General features: G+C 71.6%; 12 protein-coding genes. 2 read left to right on the top strand and 10 right to left on the bottom strand.

Annotation, left to right across the window (positions count from 1 at the left end):
• Nucleotides 1-191: 191 nt before the first annotated feature.
• The 10 genes from AB0I83_RS08185 to AB0I83_RS08140 form a co-directional block, all read right to left on the bottom strand.
• Nucleotides 192-2,297 (bottom strand): phosphocholine-specific phospholipase C, encoded by a 2,106-nt coding sequence (locus AB0I83_RS08185; RefSeq protein WP_363304025.1) that lies wholly within the window; start codon nt 2,295-2,297, stop codon nt 192-194.
• Nucleotides 2,298-2,510: 213 nt separating this feature from the next.
• On the bottom strand, nt 2,511-4,019 hold the full coding sequence (gene gatB / locus AB0I83_RS08180) for an Asp-tRNA(Asn)/Glu-tRNA(Gln) amidotransferase subunit GatB (protein ID WP_363304024.1): 1,509 nt from the start codon (nt 4,017-4,019) through the stop codon (nt 2,511-2,513).
• Between the two features lie 16 nt (nt 4,020-4,035).
• Nucleotides 4,036-4,278: a hypothetical protein gene (locus tag AB0I83_RS08175; RefSeq protein WP_056794577.1), complete on the bottom strand. Its 243-nt coding sequence runs from the start codon at nt 4,276-4,278 to the stop codon at nt 4,036-4,038.
• Nucleotides 4,275-5,777 carry an Asp-tRNA(Asn)/Glu-tRNA(Gln) amidotransferase subunit GatA gene (gene gatA, locus AB0I83_RS08170; protein WP_356531056.1) on the bottom strand — a complete coding sequence of 501 codons (1,503 nt, stop codon included), beginning with the start codon at nt 5,775-5,777 and terminating at the stop codon, nt 4,275-4,277. Before gatA ends, AB0I83_RS08175 begins: the two co-directional genes overlap by 4 nt.
• Nucleotides 5,778-5,782: 5 nt before the next feature.
• Complete coding sequence (gene gatC / locus AB0I83_RS08165; RefSeq protein ID WP_356531055.1) at nt 5,783-6,079, bottom strand: Asp-tRNA(Asn)/Glu-tRNA(Gln) amidotransferase subunit GatC; 297 nt, start codon at nt 6,077-6,079, stop codon at nt 5,783-5,785.
• A gap of 136 nt (nt 6,080-6,215) precedes the next feature.
• Nucleotides 6,216-8,285, bottom strand: a complete 2,070-nt coding sequence (locus AB0I83_RS08160; RefSeq protein ID WP_363304094.1) for a bifunctional diguanylate cyclase/phosphodiesterase — start codon at nt 8,283-8,285, stop codon at nt 6,216-6,218.
• Between the two features lie 380 nt (nt 8,286-8,665).
• Nucleotides 8,666-10,864: an NAD-dependent DNA ligase LigA gene (ligA, locus tag AB0I83_RS08155; protein ID WP_363304023.1), complete on the bottom strand. Its 2,199-nt coding sequence runs from the start codon at nt 10,862-10,864 to the stop codon at nt 8,666-8,668.
• Nucleotides 10,865-10,901: 37 nt separating this feature from the next.
• Entirely contained in the window at nt 10,902-11,927 is a 1,026-nt protein-coding gene (locus tag AB0I83_RS08150; RefSeq protein ID WP_363304021.1) for a methionine synthase, read from the bottom strand.
• A 32-nt stretch (nt 11,928-11,959) separates the two neighbouring features.
• Nucleotides 11,960-12,649 (bottom strand): SDR family oxidoreductase, encoded by a 690-nt coding sequence (locus AB0I83_RS08145; protein WP_356839673.1) that lies wholly within the window; start codon nt 12,647-12,649, stop codon nt 11,960-11,962.
• 55 nt (nt 12,650-12,704) lie between these two features.
• Nucleotides 12,705-13,244: a TIGR00730 family Rossman fold protein gene (locus tag AB0I83_RS08140; protein ID WP_363304020.1), complete on the bottom strand. Its 540-nt coding sequence runs from the start codon at nt 13,242-13,244 to the stop codon at nt 12,705-12,707.
• Between the two features lie 65 nt (nt 13,245-13,309).
• Here AB0I83_RS08140 and AB0I83_RS08135 point away from each other — a divergent pair, with 65 nt between their 5' ends.
• Both AB0I83_RS08135 and AB0I83_RS08130 read left to right on the top strand, forming a co-directional pair.
• Entirely contained in the window at nt 13,310-13,645 is a 336-nt protein-coding gene (locus AB0I83_RS08135) for a DUF427 domain-containing protein (protein WP_363304019.1), read from the top strand.
• Between the two features lie 62 nt (nt 13,646-13,707).
• Nucleotides 13,708-14,508 carry an alpha/beta fold hydrolase gene (locus AB0I83_RS08130; RefSeq protein WP_363304018.1) on the top strand — a complete coding sequence of 267 codons (801 nt, stop codon included), beginning with the start codon at nt 13,708-13,710 and terminating at the stop codon, nt 14,506-14,508.
• Nucleotides 14,509-14,598: the final 90 nt, after the last annotated feature.

The raw sequence follows: 14,598 nt of genomic DNA, 5'->3' as shown, positions 1-14,598 counted from the left end.
GGTTCGTGGGCCTCGCGGGACATGACGGGAACGTCCCACGAGGCCGCATGACCTGGAAGGCTCACTCTGTCAGCCATTAATGACCATATGCCGCTTTCGTGGTGATGGTCACACCGTTCGGATTCCGCCTTCGTCGGCGGGCCCCCGGCCACGGCCGCTCCAAGCCCCTCCCCCGGGGAAGCCGTCACCCGTCACCCGGAGACGCTCGGCCGGCCGTTCTCGATGTGTCCCATCAGCCGCCGCCGGAAGGATCCTCCGTCGGTCGTCACGTCGAGGTCGTACCAGCCGTGGGAGTCGGCCGCCGAGTGCACGACCGTGCGGCTGCGGCCGGGCTTGACCTCGACCCTCCGGGTCCAGTCCAGCAGGTCGTCCTCCTCGGCGTACGCCAGCGGCCGGACGGTGAAGGTCAGCGTGCGCCGCCCGGTGTTGCGCAGGGTGAGGTGCAGGTCGCGCTCGTCGGCGTCGATCCTGGAGGCGAGTTCGGCGGGGCTGTGGGCGGCCCCCTCGAACTCCCGCCGGAAGCCGTTCGGTCCGGTGACGGTGAACCTGTACCGCTCGCCGTCGAGGGGCACGGCCAGCCGCGCCGCCCTTCGGACGTCGCGGTGCTGCGGGACGGGGAACTCGCCGGCGTACGGGTACAGCGCGAAGTGTGCCCAGGAGCTTCCGCTGTTGCTGAGCGACACCCGCAGCCCGCCTTCCACCCGCACGGCCTGCGCGTCCGGCTGGTACGGGAGGGGCCTGGCCGGCCGGACGCCGGGCTCCTGGACGGGCATGTGCTGGGCGGCGGGCGGCTTCGGCTGCCAGCGCCCTCCGAAGGGCGGGACTCCACCCGGGTGTGCCACCTCCGGTTGCCGCCGCGCCCGCCGGAAGTCGAACGCCGAGGTGAGGTCGCCGGTGACCGTGCGGCGCCAAGCGCCGATGTTCGGCTCCTCCACACCCGTCCAGCGCTCCAGGAGACGGATCACCGACGTGTGGTCGAAGACCTCGGAGCAGACGTACCCGCCGACCGTCCACGGCGAGACGACCAGGAGCGGCACCCGCACGCCGAGCCCGGTGGGCTTGCCCTGCCAGCGCTCCTCGGCGACCTCCGCGGGAGGTACGGGTGGAGGCACGTGGTCGAAGAAGCCGTCGTTCTCGTCGTAGTTGATGAGGACGGCGGTGTGCCGCCACACGTCGGGATGCCTGCCGAGCGCGTCGAGGACCTTGTAGACGATCGTCGCGCTGTGCACCGGGGACGAGACGCTCGGATGCTCGGAGTCCACCGCGGACGGCACCAGGTAGGACACCTCGGGCAGCGTGCCGGCCGCGACGTCCGCGGCGAACTCGTCGGCCAGCGTCCCCGTCTCCACCCGGCGCAGTCCACGCTCGAACAGGCTCCGCTCGGCCCGGGTCAGCGCGGCGACGCCCTCCTCCAGCAGCCCCAGCAGCCGGTCCCGCTCCGGCCCAGCCCCGGCGTCCCGCACGGCCGCGTAGAAGGACTCCATGTAGGTGTGCCCGCCCGTCGCCGCCAGGGCCTTGCGCGCCAGGGCCTTGAACGTGCTGAAGAACTCGATCTGGTTGTCGGTGAAGTTCTCCCACTCGGTGTACGTACGCCAGCTGCGCCCGGCCTTCTCCAGCCGTTCCGCGTAGGTGCCCCAGCCGTACCCGGGATGCGTGCCCTCGTCGTACGCGTCGTTGCCGACGGCCCGCTCACCGTTCGCCTCGAAGCCCGTCATCCCGCTCCAGAGGTGGTTGCGGTTGGGGCTGGTCGAGGTGTGTACGGAGGAGTGGTAGGCGTCGCAGACCGTGAAGGTGTCGGCGAGTTCGTAGTGCAGCGGGATGTCCCGGCGGTCGTAGTACGCCATGGTCGCGGCCGTCTTCGCGGAGACCCAGCCGTTCATCCAGCCATCGCCCCAGGCCTTGGCGCCGCCGCTCCAGGAGTGGTCGAGGGCGCCGATGTACTGGAGGTCCTGCTTCTGGGCCGCCGCCGCGTCCCGGACGGGGAACGGCAGCACCGTGGTGCCGAGCGGCCCCGGCTGCTCGAAGACCGGCCTGCCGGAGGGCAGTTCGACCGCGTTGCGGTCACCGAACCCCCGCACCCCGCGCAGCATGCCGAAGTAGTGGTCGAACGAACGGTTCTCCTGCATGAGGATCACCACGTGCCTGATGTCCCGGAGCCCACCGGACCCCGCCGCGTGCTGCGGTTGCGCGGCCATCGCGGCCTGGAGCGACGGAGGCAGCAGCGAGCCCGCGGCAGCGGCCCCGAGAGCGCCGCCGCCGAGCGTGAAGAGCCGTCGCCGTGAAATGTCCGTAGCCAATTGAGCCTCCCGAAATCCAGTGGTACGTCCGGAAGGTAGACAAGCCAGGTGGCGCCGGGAAGGCGTCCGTACGGCCCGGTGGTGAATGTCCGGCGGGTGCCCCGCGGAGTGCGCCGGCGGACGGGGCGCCGCCCGGTCCGATCCAGTCCCCGGTACGCCGAAGGGGGCGGAACATCCGGTGGATGCTCCGCCCCCTTCGGCAGGATGCCCGGGTCAGCCCTCGACGCCGAGCTTCTCCAGGATGAGCTCACGCACGCGCGCCGCGTCCGCCTGGCCGCGGGTGGCCTTCATGACCGCACCGACCAGGGCGCCGGCCGCGGCGACCTTTCCGCCACGGATCTTGTCGGCGATCGCCGCGTTGGCCGCGATGGCCTCGTCGACCGCCGTGCCCAGCGCGCCCTCGTCGGAGACGACCTTCAGGCCGCGCTTCTCGACGACGGTGTCCGGATCGCCCTCACCCGCGAGGACGCCCTCGAGGACCTGGCGGGCCAGCTTGTCGTTGAGGTCGCCGGCGGCGACGAGCTCGGCCACCCGGGCGACCTGCGCCGGGGTCACCGGCAGCTCGTCCAGACTGCGGCCGGTCTCGTTGGCGTTGCGGGCGAGCTCGCCCATCCACCACTTGCGGGCCTGGTCGGAGGGTGCGCCCGCGTCCGTCGTGGCGACGATCAGGTCGACCGCGCCGGCGTTGAGGATCGACTGCATGTCGTGCTCGCCGACGCCCCAGTCCTCCTTCAGCCGCTTGCGGCGCAGCCGCGGCAGCTCGGGGAGCCCCTTGCGGAGCTCCTCGACCCACTCGCGGGACGGGGCGACCGGGACCAGGTCGGGCTCGGGGAAGTAGCGGTAGTCCTCGGCGTTGTCCTTGATGCGGCCGGCCGTGGTGGAGCCGTCCTCCTCGTGGAAGTGCCGGGTCTCCTGCACGATCGTCCCGCCCGAGTTCAGCACCGCGGCGTGGCGCTGGATCTCGAAGCGGGCGGCGCGCTCGACGGAACGCAGCGAGTTGACGTTCTTCGTCTCGGAGCGCGTACCGAACTCCTCGCGGCCGTGCGGGCGAAGCGACAGGTTGACGTCGCAGCGCATCTGGCCCATCTCCATCCGGGCCTCCGAGACGCCGAGCGCCTTGATGAGCTCGCGGAGCTCGGCGACGTACGCCTTGGCGACCTCGGGGGCGCGTGCGCCGGCTCCCTCGATCGGCTTGGTGACGATCTCGATGAGGGGGATGCCCGCACGGTTGTAGTCGAGCAGCGAGTGGGAGGCGCCGTGGATGCGGCCGGTGGCACCGCCGACGTGCGTCGACTTGCCGGTGTCCTCCTCCATGTGGGCGCGCTCGATCTGCACGCGGAAGATCTCGCCGTCCTCCAGCTGGACGTCCAGATAGCCGTCGAAGGCGATCGGCTCGTCGTACTGGGAGGTCTGGAAGTTCTTCGGCATGTCCGGATAGAAGTAGTTCTTCCGGGCGAAGCGGCACCACTCGGCGATCTCGCAGTTCAGCGCGAGCCCGATCTTGATGGCGGACTCGACGCCGATCTCGTTGACCACCGGGAGCGCACCCGGCAGACCGAGGCAGACCGGGCAGGTCTGCGAGTTGGCGTCCTGCTTGAGCTCGGTGGAACAGCCGCAGAACATCTTGGTCTTGGTGCCCAGCTCGACATGGACCTCGAGGCCCATGACGGGGTCGTACGTCGCGAGGGCGTCCTCGTACGACTCCAGGTCAATGACAGTCACGGTGAAACTTTCCCTCTCAGCCCAGCAGGACGTCGTCGTCGCCGAGACGCTTGAGTTCGCGGTAGAGGATCGCCAGACCGGTGACGATCGCTGCGGCCGAGACGGCTGCGTCGATCAGACGCAGCGTGTCGCTGTCCTGGCGGGCCATCCTCGCCTGCTTCACGACGCTGAGCGCGCCGAAGGCGGTGGTGCCCAGGGACACGTAGACGCCGGACTTGGACTTCTTGAAGTTCTTGGCCTTCTTAGCCATTGCGCTCATAGTGACGGAGCCTCCTCAAGCAGCGGGTGCCCCCACTTTTCCACGAAAGCGGCCTCGACGGCGGCTCCGACCTTGTACAGCCGGTCGTCCTTCATGGCGGGGGCGATGATCTGCAGACCGACCGGCAGGCCGTCCTCCGGGGCCAGGCCGCAGGGCAGCGACATGGCGGAGTTGCCGGCGAGGTTGGTCGGAATGGTGCACAGGTCGGCGAGGTACATCGCCATCGGGTCGTCGGCGCGCTCGCCGATCGGGAAGGCGGTGGTGGGCGTCGTCGGCGAGACGATGACGTCCACCTGCTCGAACGCCTTCTCGAAGTCCTGGGTGATGAGGGTACGGACCTTCTGGGCAGAGCCGTAGTACGCGTCGTAGTAGCCGGAGCTGAGCGCGTACGTACCGAGGATGATGCGGCGCTTGACCTCGTCGCCGAAGCCCGCCTCGCGGGTGAGCGCGGTGACGTCCTCGGCGGAGCGCGTGCCGTCGTCGCCGACCCGCAGGCCGTAGCGCATGGCGTCGAAGCGGGCCAGGTTCGAGGAGCACTCGGACGGCGCGATCAGGTAGTACGCCGAGAGGGCGAGGTCGAAGGACGGGCAGTCCAGCTCGACGACCGTGGCGCCGAGGGACCGGAGCAGCTCGACGGACTCCTCGAACCGCTGCACGACTCCGGCCTGGTAGCCCTCGCCCGCGAACTGCTTGACGACACCGACGCGCATGCCCTGCACCGAGCCGTTGCGCGCGGCCTCGACGACCGGCGGGACCGGGGCGTCGATGGACGTGGAGTCGAGCGGGTCGTGCCCGCCGATGACCTCGTGCAGGAGCGCCGCGTCCAGGACCGTACGGGCGCAGGGGCCCCCCTGGTCCAGGGAGGACGAGAAGGCGACCATGCCGTAGCGCGAGACGCCGCCGTAGGTGGGCTTGACTCCGACGGTGCCGGTCACGGAGGCGGGCTGGCGGATGGAGCCGCCGGTGTCCGTGCCGATGGCGAGCGGCGCCTCGAAGGAGGCCAGCGCGGCGGAGGAACCGCCGCCGGAGCCGCCCGGGATCCTGGTGAGGTCCCAGGGGTTCCCGGTCGGGCCGTAGGCGCTGTTCTCGGTGGAGGACCCCATGGCGAACTCGTCCATGTTGGTCTTGCCGAGGATGACGACGTCGGCCGCCTTCAGCTTCCTGGTGAGGGTCGCGTCGTACGGCGGGACCCAGCCCTCGAGGATCTTCGAGCCGACGGTGGTCGGCATGTCCCGCGTGGTGAAGATGTCCTTGAGCGCGAGCGGGACACCGGCCAGCGGGCCGAGCTTCTCGCCCGCCTCACGCTTGGCGTCCACGGCACGGGCCTGGGCCAGCGCGCCCTCGCGGTCGATGTGCAGGAAGGCGTGGACCTTCTCGTCGATGGCGTCGATCCGGGCCAGGTGGGCCTCGGTGACCTCGACGGCCGTCAGCTCGCCAGAGGCGATCCTCGCCGCGATCTCGGCAGCGGTGAGCTTGATGATGGTGCTGGAGTCCGTCATGGCTTTTAGTCCTCCCCCAGGATCTGCGGCACCTTGAAACGCTGCTGCTCCTGGGCCGGTGCTCCGGAGAGCGCCTGCTCGGTGGTGAGCGACGGACGGACCTCGTCCGCGCGCATGACGTTGGTCAGCGGCAGCGGGTGGGAGGTCGGCGGTACGTCTTGGTCGGCGACCTCGGAGACGCGGGCGACCGCGCCGATGATGTCGTCGAGCTGACCGGCGAAGTGCTCGAGCTCTTCGCCCTTCAGCTCCAGACGCGCCAGCCGGGCGAGGTGGGCGACCTCCTCGCGCGTGATGCCAGGCATGCAGCGATCCTCAGGGTTCGGTGTGTGGTTTTCGGCCCAATCCTATGGGGTCGCCGGGCACGTCCGCGGCGGGCCGATCGAGCCCGGTCTCCAATTGGAGACAAAGGGGAGGAACCGCCACCGCCCGTGCCGTTCCTCAGGCGGTGGCGGGGCCGGGATTGAGTGCCCGCCCCGCAGACCTGGGCGCCGGCTCGGGCGCCACCGCCGCCGGTGCCGCGGCCTCCAGCTCCGAAGGGCGCCGCCACCCGTGCTCGCCCCGGGCCAGGAGCCATGCCGTCGCCTCCTGCGGCGGCATGGCCGCGGCGACGAGCCAGCCCTGCACCGCGTCGCAGTGCAGGTCACGCAGCCGCTCCCAGGTCTCGTCGTCCTCCACTCCCTCGGCGACGACGATCAGCCCGAGCGAGTGGGCCAGGTCGATGGTGCAGCGGACGATCTCCGCGTCCTCGTGGTCCACGGCCAGCCGAGCCACGAACGACCGGTCGATCTTGAGCTCGCTGACCGGCAGTTTCCGAAGGTGGACGAGGGAGGAGTAACCGGTGCCGAAGTCGTCCAGGGACATCTTCACCCCGTGCCCGGTCAGTCCCGCCAGGGTGTCGGCGGCCCGCTGCGGGTCCTCCAGCAGGACGTGTTCCGTTATCTCCAGCTGCAGGGCGCCTGCCGGGACCCCGTGCCGCGCCAGCCGGGCCGCGACGCTGCCTGCGAAGCCGGGGGTGTGGACGTCGCGCGGCGACACGTTGACCGCGACGGGGACGAACAGGCCCTGCGCACGCCAACGGGCCACCTGGGCCAGCGCCGTCTCCAGCACGTACTCGGTCAGGTGGGGCATCAGCCCGGAGGACTCCGCGATCGCGATGAACTCGTCCGGGGGGACCCGCCCGCGATCCGGGTGCACCCAGCGCACGAGCGCTTCGAGGCCGGCGACCTGCCCGTCGAAGCGGACCTTCGGCTGGTAGTGGAGTTCCACCTCCTTGGCGTCCAGGGCGCGGCGCAGGTCGCCCAGCAGGCCCAGCCGGTCCGGGGTGTTGCTGTCCCGCTTGGACTCGTAGACCTCGACACCCGTGCGGTCCCGCTTGGCCTGGTACATGGCCACGTCCGCCCGTCTGAGGAGGCCCTCGGCGTCGAGCGCGTGATCGGGGTACACCGCGACGCCGGCGCTGGCCTCCAGCACCAGCGTGAGTCCGTCGAGGTCGAGGGGGGAGGAGAGCTCGGCGGCGAGATGCCGGGCGATCCGCTGGGCGCTGGTTGTCGAGTCCGCCGTCGGCAGCAGTACGGCGAACTCGTCACCGCCGAGCCGAGCGGCCTCGGCACCGCGTGGCAGGGCCAGCCGCAGCCGCTCGGCTATCTGGAGCAGCAGACGGTCCCCGGCGAGGTGGCCGAGGGTGTCGTTGACCGCCCGGAAGCGGTCGAGGTCGATCAGGACGAGGGCGGCCCTGGTGCCGGTGCTTCCGGCCTCCTCCAGCGCCGTCCAGGTCCGTTCCAGCAGCCACTGGCGGTTGGGCAGGCCGGTCAGGGGGTCCCTCAGCTGCTCCTCGGCGCGCGCACGGGCGATCCACAGGGTGGAGTCCAGGGCGATCAGCGGCACCGCGAAGAGGGGCAGCAGCACCGGCATGGCCCATGCCACCACACAGATCAGCGGTGCGATCCCGAGCAGGGCGACCGCGACGAGCCCCTGGCGCAGCAGCGCGGTGCGGGCGATGGTCGGCAGTCCGCCGGTCTGGGAGGCGCGGGCGTACCAGAGCAGGACGCGGGTGACGAGGAGGTAGACGGCGGCGGCGAGCAGCACCTCGGGCACCGCGGTGACACCCCAGTACAGTGGCCGCCAGGGCGTCTCCACGGTCGGCACCTCACCGAACGCCGACAGGACGAGCGCGGCGCCTCCCACGCCGAGGATGTCCACCGCACCCTGTAGCAGTCCCTGCCGCCAGCGATGGCGCCTGGCCATGCCGACGAGTACGACGACGACGAGGCTGACCAGCCCGGCGGACACCCAGCCGTAGAGCAGCAGCACGGCCAGCGTGAGGGCGGCGCCGGAGCCGGTGCCGCCCCACCAGCGGTCGCGCCCGAGGGCGACCAGGTGGCCTACGACGATTCCGGTGAGCAGCGCGAGCGACCATCCCGCGGTGCCGTCGGGGAACAGCGCGTGTCCGTCGCGGACCGTTCGGTAGAACCCGGTCGCGAGCTGTAAACCGGCGACCGCCATGACCATCACGCCCACTTTCGACGTGAGGCCCACGAAACCTTGCAGCCGCGACACCGGCGCGGCGCTCTCGGTCGGTTTCATTCCGTCCCTCTCACAGCCGGCGGTGCCGATGTCCCGCGGTGGCCCCCGCTCCCATGCCACCACGACCCGATTCCCACCACGCGGCCGGGCACGGCAGGTGCTCGTTCAACAGTAGGCCGCCGAGGGCCCGCGCGGGCAGCGCTCCGCAGGTCTTGCCCGAATGCGGACCTTGCGCCGCGCACTGTCGGGTATGCGCCGAACGGGTGGTGCGGTCGGGTCGGCCCGGCTCCCGCGGTCCTCTCCCGCCCGCTTGATTCCCCGCTCGGCGCCGGTCACGCGTCACCGGTGTCTCGATCGCGCCTCGATCAGGCCTCGGCAGCGGGGACCGCGGCCTCCCGGGCGGCGTCCGGGCCCTGTTCGAGGAGGACCGCGAAGCCCGCCTCGTCGAGGACGGGAACCTTCAGCTGCACCGCCTTGTCGTGCTTCGACCCGGGGTTGTCGCCCACCACGACGAAGGAGGTCTTCTTCGACACGGAGCCGGTCACCTTGGCCCCGCGGCTCTGGAGCGCGTCCTTCGCGCCGTCCCTGGTGTGCGTGGCCAGCGTGCCGGTGACCACGACGGTGAGCCCTTCCAGAGGGCGCGGCCCCTCGTCGGCGCCCGCTCCCTCGTCCTCCATCCGGACGCCGGCCTCGCGCCACTTGCGCAGGATCTCGCGGTGCCAGTCCTCGGCGAACCACTGCTTCACCGAGGCGGCGATGATCGGTCCGACCCCGTCCGCTGCGGCGAGCTCCTCCTCGGACGCCTCGTCGATGCGGTCGACCGAACGGAACTGACGGGCCAGCTCCACGGCGGCCACCGGTCCCACGTGGCGGATCGAGAGCCCGGTGAGGATCCGGGCGAGGGGGGCTTCCCTGGCCGCCGCGATGCCCTCCAGCATGGCCAGGGCGTTCTTCCTCGGCTCGCCCTGCTGGTTGGCGAAGACCGTGGCGGTCTTCTCCTCGCCCGTCCTCGGGTCGCGCTTGGGCAGTCCGCTGTCGGCGTCCAGGACGTACGCCCGGATCGGCAGCAGCTGCTCCACCGTCAGTCCGAAGAGGTCGCCCTCGTCGAGCAGCGGGGGCTCGGCGGGCTCCAGCGGTCGCGTCAGGGCTGCCGCGGAGACATAGCCGAAGTGGTCGATGTCCAGGCACTTGCGGCCCGCGAGATAGGCCAGCCGCTCCCTCAACTGGGCCGGGCAGGAGCGGGCGTTGGGGCAGCGGAGGTCGATGTCGCCCTCCTTCATCGGGCGTAGCGGCGTGCCGCACTCCGGGCATTCGGACGGCATGACGAACTCCCGCTCGCCGCCGTCGCGCAGGTCGACGACCGGACCGAGGATCTCCGGGATGACGTCACCGGCCTTGCGCAGCACCACCGTGTCGCCGATGAGGACGCCCTTGGCCTTCACCACGTTCTGGTTGTGCAGGGTGGCGAACTCGACCTCTGATCCGGCGACCTCGACGGGCTCCACCTGGGCGTACGGCGTGACCCTTCCGGTACGTCCGACGCCGACCCGGATGTTGACCAGCTTGGTGTTGACCTCCTGCGGGGCGTACTTCCAGGCGATCGCCCAGCGGGGCGCGCGCGAGGTGGAGCCGAGCCTGCCCTGGAGCGGGATCTCGTCGAGCTTGATGACGACGCCGTCGATCTCGTGCTCGACGGACTGGCGGTTCGCCCCGAAGTAGGCGATGAACTCCTTCGCCTCGTCGAGCGATCCGACGACCTTGTTGTGCCGGGCGGTCGGCAGGCCCCAGTCCCTCAGCAGGTCGTACGCCTGCGAGAGCCGGTCGATGCCGAAGCCGTCGCGGGCGCCGATCCCGTGCACCACCATGTGCAGCGGGCGGGTGGCGGTGACCTTGGGGTCCTTCTGGCGCAGTGATCCGGCGGCGGCGTTGCGGGGGTTGGCGAAGGGCTTGTCACCGGCTTCCACCAGCCGGGCGTTGAGCCCCTCGAAGGCCTCCATGGGGAAGAAGACCTCGCCGCGGACCTCGACGAGCGCGGGCACCCGGTCGCCTTCGAGGCGGTGCGGGATCTCGGCGATCGTACGGACGTTGGGGGTGATGTCCTCGCCCGTGCGGCCGTCGCCGCGGGTCGCCGCGCGGGTCAGCCTGCCGTGCTCGTAGGTGAGGTTGACCGCGAGGCCGTCCACCTTGAGCTCGCAGAGGAAGTGGTAGCCGCCGCTGCCGACGTCCTTGGCGACGCGCTCGGCCCAGGCCGCGAGCTCCGCGTCGTCGAAGGCGTTGTCCAGGGAGAGCAGGCGCTCGCGGTGCTCGACGGAGGTGAAGTCCGTGGTGTACGGGCCGGCGACCTTCTGGGTCGGTGAGTCCGGTGTGCGCAGCGCCGGGTGCTCGCCCTCGACTGCCTCCAGCTCACGCATCAGCCGGTCGAACTCCGCGTCGCTGACGACCGGCTGGTCCTTCACGTAGTACCGGAAGCGGTGGTCCTCGATCTGCTCGGCGAGGAGCGCGTGACGCTCCAGGACCTCCGCCGGCACACCGGTCAGCTGCTGCGCCTGCTGTTCGCCGGCCATCGTCCGTACCTCCCGTTACCCCGTTGACCCGATGCCCTTACTCAGGGTTGTCTGCGAGCGACTTCGCGGCCCGGGCGCAGTGGGCGAGCGCGGCGCGCGCGTAAGCGGGCGACGCCCCGGCGAGCCCGCAGGACGGGGTGATCACGACGGACTCGGCGAGAGTCCCCGGATTCAGCCCCAGCCTGCTCCACAACGTCCTGACCTCCTTGACGCTACCGCCAGGGTCCGACAATGCGGTCGAGGCGCCGTCGAGACCGGGAACCACGCCGAGGAAGAGCTGGGTACCGCCCTCGACGGCCTCCCCGATCGCCTCCTCCTCACGCTCGGTGAGCAGCGAGAAGTCGAAGGAGACCGCACCGGCTCCGGCACGGCGCAGCAGCGCGAAGGGCACCTCGGGGGCGCACGTGTGGACGACGGTGGGCGCCTCGCCGTTCACGGCGAGCAGCTCACGGAGCGCGTCCTCGACGACCTGGCGGTCCACCGCGCGGTAGGTGCGGTATCCGCTCGCCGACCTCACCCGTCCCAGCAGTACGGCGGTCAGGGAAGGTTCGTCGAGCTGGAGCACCACCTCGGCGCCGGGCACCCTGCGCCGCACCTCGGCCAGGTGGGAACGCAGGCCCTCGCCCAGGGATCCCGCCAGGTCACGGCATGCCCCCGGGTCGCCCAGCATGGCCTCTCCGCCGCGCAGCTCAAGTCCGGCCGCGAGGGTCCAGGGCCCGACGGCCTGGACCTTGAGGAGCCCCTCGTATCCCTGGGTGAACTCCTCCAGGGCGTCGAGGTCCTCGCCCAGCCAGGAACGGGCGCGGCGCGTGTCGCGGCCGGGCCGGTCACTGATCCGCCAGCCGCTGGGCTCGACATGGCCGTACATCTCCGCGAGCAGGCCGACGGTACGGCCGGTCATGTCGGCGCCGGGGCCCCGCGCGGGCAGCTCCGCCAGGTAGGGCACGCCCTGGCCGTCCGCGAAGGACCCGGTGACGGTCCTGGCCGCCTCCCGGGCGTCTCCCCCCGGCATGGAACCGATCCCGGTGGCTGCACTCGCGCTGAACCCGCTCTTCTCGCTCACGCGGAAAGCCTACGGGCCCGGCGGACCGGCTCTCAGCGGCCGGGGCGGACCGTCAGGTCGTTGACCTCGGCGTCCCGCGGCAGGTCGAGTGCCGTCAGGATGGTGGTGGCCACCGACTCGGGGTCGATCCACCGGGAGGCGTCGTACTCCTTGCCCTCCTGCTGGTGGACCTTGACCTGCATGGGGCTCGCGGTGCGGCCCGGGTAGACGGAGGTGACCCTGACACCGGCGCCGTGCTCCTCGTGGCGCAGCGAGTCGGCGAGCGCCTTGAGGCCGTGCTTGCTCGCGGCGTACGCGCCCCACTCGGCGTGTGCCGCGAGCCCGGCCCCGGAGTTCACGAAGAGGACGTGCCCCTGGGCGACGCGCAGCTGGGGCAGCAGCAGACGGGTGAGTTCGGCGGGGGCGATCAGGTTGGCGTTGAGCTGGAAGTGCCATGCCTTCGGGGTGAGTTCACCGATCGGGCCGAGCTCGACGACACCCGCGACGTGGAGCAGCGAGTCGAGGCGGTCGGGCATCGTCTGCTGGCCGAAGGCCCAGGAGAGCCGGTCGGGGTTGCCGAGGTCGCCGACGAGGGTGCGGGCACCGGGGTGGAGCGCGGCCAGTTCCTTGGCGCGCCCCGCGTCCCGGGCGACCAGCACGAGCTCGTCGCCGCGTTCGAGGAGCCGGCGGGCGACGGCCGCGCCGATACCGGAGCCGGCGCCGGTGATGAGGTGAGTAGGCATGCCCTCATGCTCGCACCACCGCGGGCGGACCGGCCTCCAGGTGCCGGGCCCCCGGTCACCGCAGGCCGGCCGACTCCTCCAGGTAGGCGAGCGCACCGACCGCGTCCTTCGCGAAGAACACCAGGCCGGTGAGGGGAAGGGGAAGGAAGCCCTCGTCCTCCATGCGCTGGAACTGCTGGCGCAGACCGTCGTAGAACCCGGCGGTGTTGAGCAGGACCACGGGCTTGGTGTGCTTGCCGTGCTTCTTCAGTTCGAGGATCTCGGTCGCCTCGTCGAGCGTGCCGGTTCCGCCGACCATGATCACGACGGCGTCGGCCTTCTCCAGGAGCAGCGCCTTGCGCTCGGCCAGGTCCCCGGCGATCACCATCTCGTCGGCGTTCGTCCGCGCCTTCGCCGCCAGGAAGTCCACCGACACCCCGACGAGCCGCCCGCCGGCCTCCTGGACGCCGTCGGCCACCACCTTCATCAGCCCGCTCTCCGAGCCTCCCCAGACCAGCGTGTGCCCTCCCCTGCCCAGCAGTTCCGCGAACTCGCGGGCGGGCGCGGTGTAGCGGTCGTCGAGGTCGGCGGCGGAGAGGAAGACGCAGATGTTCATGGAGCCACCGTACGACCGGTCCCGGACACGGGAAGAAACCGGCCTCCCGGACCGCTGAAGCACATATGACTTCCACCACCGGCCACACCATCACCGTCGAACCCGCCGCCGTGCACGTGCGCGCCGTGCACGACGGGCAGGTGCTCGCCGAGAGCCGTCGCCCGCTGGTCCTGCGCGAGACGGGCTGCCCCGTCCGCTACTACCTCCCGCCCGAGGACGTCCGCACCGAGCTGCTGACCGCGTCCGGCACCGGCACCCACTGCCCGTTCAAGGGGGACGCGTCCTACTGGTCGGTGCCGGGCGCGGCGGACCTCGTATGGGCCTACCCGGAGCCGATCGACCAAGTCGCTTCGATCAAGGACCACTTCTGCTTCCACGCCACGGAAATCGTCTCCGACTGACCGTCAGAAAGATTTCTCCGCAACGGCGATGAGTTCCGGCGGGGGCGGCAGTCCACCCTCGCATGGACAAGACTCTCTCCCGTGACGGCACGTCGATCGCGTATCGCCGCCGCGGCGACGGGCCGCCGGTGGTCCTGGTCGGCGGGGCTCTGGGCACCGCGGCCGACGAGGAGCCGCTGGCGGCTCTGCTGGCGCCGCGTTTCACGGTCGTCACGTACGACCGCCGGGGCCGCGGGGCCAGCGGCGACGGCGGGCCGTACACGGTCCGCCGCGAGATCGACGACCTGGCGGCGGTGACGGCCGCGGCGGGCGGGCGTGTCTCGCTCTTCGGCATGCTTTCGGGCGGGGCCCTGGCCCTGGAGGCGCACGCCGCGGGACTGCCGGTGGACCTGCTCGCGGTCTACGAACCGCCCTACACACCGGGTTCCGACGGCCTGCTGCACAAATCGCGCTGGACGGCGCTGCTGCACCGGCTGCTGGCCAGGGGTGACCGGACCGGTGCCGTCGAGCTGCACCTGACCCGGACCGGCGTCCCGGAGGAGACGATCGCCCGGATGCGCCGCGCGCCGATGTGGCCGGGCCTCGAAGCCGTGGCCCACACCCTCGCGTACGACGACGCACTGCTGGGCGACGGCTCGGTGCCCTGCGCACGCTTCGCGTCCGTCACCGCGCGCACCCTGGTGATGACCGGGGGTTTCAGCACCGCCCAGGCCCGGGGGACGTCGCTGGCCCTCGCGTCGGCCGTCCCCCGGGCCCGGCACCGCACCCTGACGGGCCAGACCGGCGAACCGGCACCGCACGTGCTCGCACCTGTCCTGGCGGACTTCTTCGCCCGCAGCTCGTTCCTGCGCGCGGCGTCCTGACGGGACGCCCTCGCGGGGGCGCCCCGGCCGGTCTCGGCGGGGCACGGACCCGGCCGGGTCGCCGCAGGGGAGCGACCCGGCCGGCCCGGA

This window comes from Streptomyces sp. NPDC049970 (genome assembly GCF_040660235.1).
Taxonomy (GTDB): Bacteria; Actinomycetota; Actinomycetes; order Streptomycetales; family Streptomycetaceae; genus Streptomyces.
This window is presented reverse-complemented; position numbering and strand designations above follow the sequence as displayed.